This is a genomic window from Actinomadura sp. NPDC000929 (assembly GCF_040492065.1).
Lineage (GTDB): Bacteria > Actinomycetota > Actinomycetes > Streptosporangiales > Streptosporangiaceae > Spirillospora > Spirillospora verrucosospora.
Genome location: NZ_JBEUPA010000018.1, coordinates 78,519 through 86,376 on the forward strand (window position 1 = coordinate 78,519; position 7,858 = coordinate 86,376).

At 74.4% G+C, this 7,858-nt stretch carries 4 protein-coding genes; 2 read left to right on the top strand and 2 right to left on the bottom strand.

The genetic code is table 11. From position 1 onward, the window contains the following. The first annotated feature begins 13 nt into the window (after positions 1–13). Positions 14–2,020: a WD40 repeat domain-containing serine/threonine protein kinase gene (locus ABWI04_RS09960; RefSeq protein ID WP_353832162.1), complete on the top strand. Its 2,007-nt coding sequence runs from the start codon at positions 14–16 to the stop codon at positions 2,018–2,020. Positions 2,021–2,057: 37 nt separating this feature from the next. Here the strand turns inward: ABWI04_RS09960 and ABWI04_RS09965 are convergent, their stop codons facing one another. Further along, positions 2,058–3,509 carry a hypothetical protein gene (locus ABWI04_RS09965; protein WP_353832158.1) on the bottom strand — a complete coding sequence of 484 codons (1,452 nt, stop codon included), beginning with the start codon at positions 3,507–3,509 and terminating at the stop codon, positions 2,058–2,060. A gap of 109 nt (positions 3,510–3,618) precedes the next feature. Continuing rightward, positions 3,619–5,394 (bottom strand): RecQ family ATP-dependent DNA helicase, encoded by a 1,776-nt coding sequence (locus ABWI04_RS09970; protein ID WP_353832159.1) that lies wholly within the window; start codon positions 5,392–5,394, stop codon positions 3,619–3,621. Between the two features lie 237 nt (positions 5,395–5,631). On the opposite strand from ABWI04_RS09970, the gene ABWI04_RS09975 reads away from it, so the two are divergent. Next, a partial coding sequence (locus ABWI04_RS09975) for an ATP-binding protein (protein ID WP_353832160.1) occupies positions 5,632–7,858 on the top strand: 2,227 nt, incomplete at its 3' end.

Sequence of the window (7,858 nt, forward strand, 5' to 3'; positions counted from 1 at the left end):
GAGCGAGGTGACCATGCGACCGCTCGCCGCGTCCGACCCGGAGCGGGTCGGGCACTACCGGATGCTCGGCGAGCTCGGCCGCGGCGGGATGGGCCGGGTGCTGCTGGGGTCCGCGCCCGACGGGCGGCCGGTGGCGGTGAAGCTCATGCACGCCCGGCTGGCCGGCGCCCCCGGCTTCCGGGAGCGGTTCCGCGCCGAGGTGGCGGCCACCCGCAGCGTGTCCGGCGCGTACACGGCCGCCGTGCTCGACGCGGACGCCGACGCGCCGACGCCGTGGCTGGCGTCGGTGTACGTGCCGGGGCCGTCGCTGCGGGACGCGGTCCGGGCGGCCGGGCCGCTGCCGGAGCCGGCGGTGCTGCGGCTGGCGGCCGGGCTCACGGCCGCCCTCGTGGAGATCCACCGGGCCGGGCTGGTGCACCGCGACCTCAAACCGTCCAACGTGCTGCTGGCCGCCGACGCCCCGAAGGTGATCGACTTCGGGGTCGCGCGGGCGGCCGAGAGCGACGGCGACGGGCAGACCGGCGTCCTGGCCGGGACGCCCGGGTACATGTCGCCGGAACAGGCCGAGGGAGGGTCGGCGACCGCGGCCGGCGACGTCTTCTCGCTGGGGGCGGTGCTGGTGTACGCCTGCACCGGCCGCGGGCCCTTCGACGGGCCCGGCCCGGCGCAGGCGCTCTACAACGTCGTGCACGCCGAGCCCGATCTGTCCGGCGTACCGGACCGGCTCCGCCCGGCCGTCGCGGCGTGCCTGGCCAAGGACCCGGCCCGCCGGCCGGACCCCGCCCGGCTCGCGGCGATGCTCGGCGCGGTCGCCCCGGCCGCGCAGCCGTGGCCGCCCGCGGTGCAGCGGATGATCGACGAGCGGCGGGCCTGGATCGGATGGACGCCCAATTCGGAACCCCCGGCGACCCTGGCCTACACGCGCCGCCCCCGCTTCGGCCCGTCCACCGCCCTCGGCTCCCGGCGCGGCGTCCTGGCGGCGTGCGCGGCGGTGGCCACGACCCTGGTGGTCGCGGCCCTCGTGGCGACGGTCCTGGTGGTGGCGCCGTGGTCGGAATCGGCCGCCCGAAGCGACCCCGCGGCGCACCGGTCCACGGCCCCGCCGCCCAGCCGATCGCTGCGCGGGCACACCGCGTCCGTGCGCGACCTGATTTTCACCCCGGACGGCCGGACTCTGGCCAGCGCCAGCGACGACGCCACGGTACGGCTCTGGAACGTCGCGGACGGGAAACAGCGCCGCGCGCCCCTCGACCACCCCGACGGCGTCAACGCGCTGGCGATGAGCCACGGCGGCAGCACCCTGTACACCGCGGGCGACGACGGCCGCCTCCGCCTCTTCCCGGTGTCGGGCAAGGGCGAGCCGGGCGACCTCGACATCGATCTCGGGCCCCTGACGTCCCTGGCCCTGAGCCCGGACGACCGCGTCCTGGCCACCAGCAACACGGACCAGTCCGTGCGGCTGTGGGACCTGGACGACGGGAAGGTGGGCCCGCTCCTGGGGACCGACGCAGGCAACGTGCAGGCCCTGGCGTTCGCCCCGGACAGCCGGATGCTGGCCATCGGCACGACCGGCACCGAGCAGGACCCCAAGACCGGGAACACTCGCGGTGTGGCGCAAGTGTGGGAGGTCTACGACCGCAAGAAGCTCAGCGAGAACCTGTCCGGCCACGACTCCTGGGTAGAGGACGTGGCGTTCAGCCCCGACGGGCAGACGCTGGCAACGGCGGGCGGTGAGACCGTCCGCCTGTGGGACGTGGCCCGGACCCAGCAGAAGGGCACTCCGTTCCAGTGCGACGGCCGCTGCAACACGACGGTGTTCAGCCCGAACGGCCGCATCCTCGCCGCCGGAGGCTCGGGAGGGACCGTACGGCTCTGGGACGTGACCCGCCACCGGCAGCTGGGCCCCGCACTCACCGGGCATGGCGGCGCCGTCTTCAGCGTGTGCTTCAGCCCGGACGGCCGAACCCTCGCCACCGCCGGCGAGAACGGCACCATCCACCTATGGCAAGCCCCCACGTAACCCGCAAGCCGACCTCCGCCGCACCGACGGCTCCCCCTCACGTTGCAGGCGGCCCAGGATGCGCGCGTCGTACGGTGAGGGCGTCGTCGGGCAGGGCGAAGGAGCTCACCACGTCCTGGTCGATGATCGTTTGGGGGCGGTGGGGGCCGTCGAAGGCGGTGGTGTGGAGGCGGAACCGGCCAGTGTTGCCGATCTTCAGCGTGCGCAACTTCCAGGGTTCGTCCCGGGCGGCTTCAGTGTGGGGCGGCACGGCCAGGTTGAGAATGGTGGATGCCTCTCGCTGCTGGTCGTACCGGGTGCGGGCCGCGGTGTAGGAGGCCAACCGCAGTTCCGCCTGCGAGGGCGGCTCAAGACCAGGCCTGCTCTCCTGCCTCGAAGACCGCGGCTCTTGCGGTGCCAGGGCCGCGAGCCACGACCGGGTGCTCTCACCGATGTGCGGCTCGTCGGCGGCCCGCCGCAGCCATCGCCAGAGCCGGTGGTGAAGTGCAGGGCCTGCCCGGTCAAGCCACTCCTCGACCAGCCGGCGAAACGCCTCCTCGCGGCGTCGAGCGCCGCGGCGGCGGCCCGCCGCCAGGATCTGCGTGCCCGCCCCGGCGAACGCCCGGCACAACGGCGCGATCGGCACCTCCCCGACCCGGTGGGCGTACCGCACCGTGCGGATGTCCCACATCACCCCGCGCAGCAGCGTCGCCGCCGCCAGCACCGCACCGTCCAACCGCTCCGGCCGCCGCAACGGATCGGGCCACGTAGGGCGCCCGCGAAGGGGCGGAGTCCTGCGGTCGGCGGTCAGCCCGGCGCCCGACAGGTGCCAGTACGAGTCGTCGCAGTACACCGACCCGCTCTTCGCACGGATGACACCGTCACCGCCAAGGCCGACAACGATCCCATCAGGCCCTGCGCCCACGGTGACCGGTGACCTGTCAGCGGAATCGAAACGCGCCTCGGTCACATCGTCCAACCACATCTCCAGTTCAGCCGGTCCGGCGTCATCGGACCCGATGGGGAACCGGCGTCCGGCCACCACCTCCACGAATCCGACCAACCTGTCGCCGGCCCGCTCCACCTGAAAGGTCCGCACCTGCGCGCCGGTCAGGTCATAGTCGGCGGCCAGCCCCGCCGCCAAGTCCTCGGTCAGCGGCACACTCCGCGGCATCACCACTCCCCGGTAATCCCGGCCGGGCACGGCCCACGGTCCCCGCGTCGGCAGCAGCGGCTCCAGCCGGTGCCCGGCAGAACCGGCCTCCTGCACCATCCACGCCCGCCGTTCCGCTCCGAAGTCGGCCATCCAGGCCAGCGCGACCCGCGCCCGCCGCTCGCGGCGCCACCGGGCCCGGGCCACCGCAACACGGAACAGCGCGAAGGTGTTGTTGTCCCACACGTCAGACGTCCAGTGGACCGCTTCCCGGTCGAACATCCGGCCGTCGGCGGCCACCGCCTCGATCCGCGCCACCGAACGATCCAGCAACGCGCCGAACGCGGCCGCCGCCACCGACTCTCTCGGCCTCATGCCCCTCCACCTGAGCGCCGATCCGCTTGGGTACGAACCATCGCACGTAAGCCCACACCGCCGCGTTCATCCGGCGCCCTCTGCACGAACCCTAGGAGACGCCGGTGGTGGATTTCTTGGTGCCTGCGGCGGCCTTGTTTCGGGGTTTGCGTTGGCGGGCTCGTCCGCGTCGGGTTGTGTCGGGGTGGAGGGTTAGGAGGTTGTTGTCGCGTTCGATCGCCTCTAGGGACAGGGTGCGGTAGCCGGCCTCTTCGAAGAGGACGGTGATGCGGTCGGGTTCCACCCGCATTACCGTTCCGGTGCCCCATGCGGCGTGCTGCACCTCGGCGTGTAGGGGAAATGGGGCGTCGTCGGTTTGATCCGGTGTGGTGGACGTTTCGTTGGGACGGTCCGGAGTGGCGGTCGCCCCGGTTTGGCAGATGTCGCAGGTTCCGCATGAGCCTGGGTGGGGTTCGCCCAGGTATTCCAGGAGGAAGCGGCGGCGGCAGTCTGTCGTCTCCGCGTAGGCGCGCATCATGTCGATGCGTGAGTCGTCGACGCGGCGGCGGTTCTCGTCGAGTTCCACGGCACGTGCCACGGCCTCTTCGGGCGGCGGGCCCTGCTGGGCGTATCGCAGGTTTCCGCGGCCGGTCGTCTCCACGGCTCCGGTCTGTTCCAACAGGTTGACCAGGCTGGTGAGCTTGGATGCGCCGACGCCCAGGGTGGTGCGCATCTCGCTTGCCGGGACGGTGCCGCCGTGGGTCTGGAGGAGCGTCGCGGTCTGGAGCAGCTTCTCCTCGTCGGGCTTGCCCGCGGCGAAGAAGCGGCGCAGCCCGAGGTCCTGCGACCGGTAGTACAGGACGGCCGCAGCGGGCTCCCCGTCCCGGCCGGCGCGGCCGATCTCCTGGTAGTACGACTCCGGGGACTCGGGCGGAGCGGAGTGCAGCACGTAGCGGACGTCGGGCTTGTCGATTCCCATGCCGAACGCCGAGGTGGCCACCACGACGTCGAGCTCGTCGCCCTGGAACGCCTCGTGCACCCGGTGGCGGTCCGCCGCCTTCATCCCGGCGTGGTAGGAAGCCGCGCGCAGGCCCGCCGCGGTCAGTTCCTCGCCGTAGGACTCGGCGTCCCGCCGGGTGGCGACGTAGACGAGGCCCAGTCCCTTTCGTCCGGCGGCGTCCTCGACCAGTGCCTTCCTCTTGTCCGCCTCCTCGTGGAACCGCCGTACCTCCAGGGACAGGTTGGGACGGTCGAAGCCGCGGACGATCTGCTGCGCCTCCGCCAGCCCGAGCGTCGCGAGGACGTCGTCGCGGACCGGCGGCGAGGCGGTCGCGGTCAGCGCGATCACCGGGGGGTGGCCGAGACGCTCGATCACCCGGCCGAGCCGCTGGTAGTCCGGCCGGAAGTCGTGGCCCCACGTGGAGACGCAGTGCGCCTCGTCGACGGCTATCAGCGAGGGGCGCACGGCGGCGAGCCGTTCCACGACCGACGGCTTGGCGAGCTGCTCGGGCGACAGGAAGATGTACTCCGCCCGGCCCGCCCGGATCTGGTCCATGGCGTCCTCGCTCGCCCCGTCGGACTGGGCGGAGTTGACCATCACGGCGCCGCCGGCGTCGCGGCCGGTCAGCGCGAGCATCTGGTCCCGCTGCAGGGCGATCAGGGGCGAGATCACGACCGTCGGCCCGGGGAGCAGCTGGGCGGGGACCTGGTAGACGGCCGACTTGCCGCCGCCGGTCGGCATGACCAGCAGGACGTCGCGGCCCCGCAGCAGGTGCTCCATCGCCTCGCCCTGGCCGGGGCGCAGGTCCGGCCAGCCGAAGACCTCCCTGGCGACCCGGCGCAGCCGGCGGCGCCTGCCCATCCGGCCCCAGACGTCCCGCATGCCCATTCGGTCCTCCTCGCGCCCGTGCCCCCGCCGCCGACCCGGCGAAAGCGACGAAACACGCAGAGATCTTTCTCAACGGCGCCCGCGGAAACGTCCGGCGGCATTGCACTGCGGTAACGCCCGCCGGCAGCCCTTCGCGCCTTCCGTCCGGGATCGGCCAGGAGGGCTCGCGGGCAGGGGAAGCCGGGCACGATCACTCCGACTGGAGTTCGGTTTGTGGTGGGTTGCTAAGAGGTGGCCGTGCAGGAGCCTTCGCTCATCGGACGCGATGCCGAGTTCGGCAGGCTGATCGAGTTACTGGGGCGCAGCGCCGAGGGCGCTCGGCAGATCGTCTTCATCGAGGGTGAGCCCGGGATCGGCAAGACGCATCTGCTGGAGGCGCTGCTCGACCGGGCGGGACGGCAGGGGGCGCGGACGCTGTCGGGGACGGCCGACGCGATGGGCGGGAGCCGGCCGTTCGGCACGCTCGCCGCCGCGCTGGACGATGAGGGGCTGCTCTCGCCGGCCGGCGCGCCGGCGGAGAAGGGGCTGCGGGGCCTGCAGGTGATCGAGGGGCTGCTGGCCGGGCTGGAGCGGCTCGCCGCGCGCGGGCCCGTGGTGTTCGCCCTGGAGGACCTGCACTGGGCCGATCGGGAGACGCTCCGGGCGTTCGACGCCGTCGTCCGGCATCTCGGCGCGCTGCCGCTGCTGCTCGTCGGCACCTTCCGGGGGTACCCGCGGAGCCCGGAGCTGGCGGCCCTGCTGGACCGGGTGACCTCGCGGGGCGCGGACGTCCTCAGGCTGGACGGCCTCGGCGAGGAGGCGGTGGGGGCGCTGGGCGAACGGCTGCTCGGGGCGCGGCCGTCGGCGGCGCTGCGGCGGCGGCTGGCCGCCGCGGGCGGCAATCCCCTGTTCGCCGTCCAGCTCCTGCGCGCCCTCCAGCACGAGGCGTCCCTGACGGTGCGGGACGGTGTCGCGGACGTCGCCGACGGGCCGCTGCCGCCGGGGCTGCGGGAGATCCTCGTGCGGCGCTTCGGGCACCTGCCGAGGGCGACGGCGGAGCTGCTGCAGGTGGCGTCGGTGCTCGGGGCGTCGTTCGCGCCGGGCGAGCTGGCCGCCGTGCTGGGCAGGCCGCTGGCGGGGCTGCTGCCGCAGCTCAACGACGCCGTGGCGCACGGGCTGATCGGGGAGCGCGGGGACGCGCTCGCGTTCCGCCATCCGATGATGCGGGAGGCGCTGTACGAGAGCCTGCCGTCGGCGATCCGGCGCAGGCTGCACCACGAGGCCGGGCAGGCGCTCGCCTCGGCGGGGAGTCCCACCGCGCAGGTCGCCGCGCATCTGGCGGAGGGCGCCGAGCCGGGCGACCCGCAGGCCGTGGCCTGGCTGCGCAGGGCCGCCGAGGAGGTCTCCGCCTACTCGGTGGGGATGGCGGTCCGGCACCTGGAGCGGGGCCTGGAACTGGCGGGCATGGACGAGGAGCGCGCCGCCGCGGTGCGCGCCGACCTGGTGCCGCTGCTGGCCCTCGAAGGCCGGTTCGCGGAGGCGCGGGAGGTCGCGGCGGCCATCCCGGAGGGGCGCCTCGCCGCGGAGGACGAGATCAGGCTGCGCAGCGGCCAGGCCCGCGCGCTGTCACGGCAGGGCCGCTGGGCGGAGGCCGCGCGCGCCTTCGAGTCCATCGCCGGGCTGCTGCCCGCGGGTCCACTGCGGGCGCTGTTCGACGCGCGGGCCGCGTACGCGCTCATCTACGCCGGGGACGTGGGGGCCGGGCGGCGCCGCGCGGAGGACGTCCGGGAGAGGGCCCGGGGCCGCGAGTACGAGCAGGCGCTCGGCGCCGCGCTGACCACGCTGAGCCTCGCGCTGGCCGCGGCGGGCGACCTGCGGGACGCGCTGGAGCTGGGCGAGCGGGGGCTCGCGGCCGTCGGCCATTCGCGTCCGGCGCCGGGGGCGTTCCTGTTCCCGCACGTCCCGGTCGGGTTCGTGCTGCTGGACGCCGACCGCCCCGCCGAGGCCGAGCGCGTGCTGCAGCGCGGCCACGCGCTGGTGGAGGAGGTCGGCGCGCTGACGTTCCGGCCGTACTTCCCGGGCGTGCGGGCGCTCGGCGGCTTCCATTTCGGCGACTGGGAGTCGGCCCTGTCGCAGGCGGAGTCCGGGCTCGTCCTGGACGAGGAGATCGGCACCCGCTGGCTGTTCTTCGCCGAGACCGTGATCGGGCGGATCGCGCTGGCCCGCGACGACCTCCGGACGGCCGGGCGGATGGCGGCGGAGACGCGGCAGGTGCTGGACGGGCCGGACGCCCCCGAGTTCGCGACCGGCCGGGGCTGGGCGCTGTGGATCGAGGCCCTGCTACTGGAGGCCGGGGGCGAGGGGGACGCGGCGGCGCGGACGGCGGTGCGGGCGTGGCGTGCGCTGGACGGCTGCCGGATGCTCGGCAACCGGCTGCCCGCCGTGGACGCGGTGCGGCTCGCGGTGGCGGCCGGCGACGCGGGGT

Excerpts from the sequence above, each read along its gene's own strand:
- ABWI04_RS09970 (WP_353832159.1), bottom strand. The coding sequence starts at position 5,394 with ATGGGCATGCGGGACGTCTGGGGCCGGATGGGCAGGCGCCGCCGGCTG.
- ABWI04_RS09960 (WP_353832162.1), top strand. The coding sequence starts at position 14 with ATGCGACCGCTCGCCGCGTCCGACCCGGAGCGGGTCGGGCACTACCGG.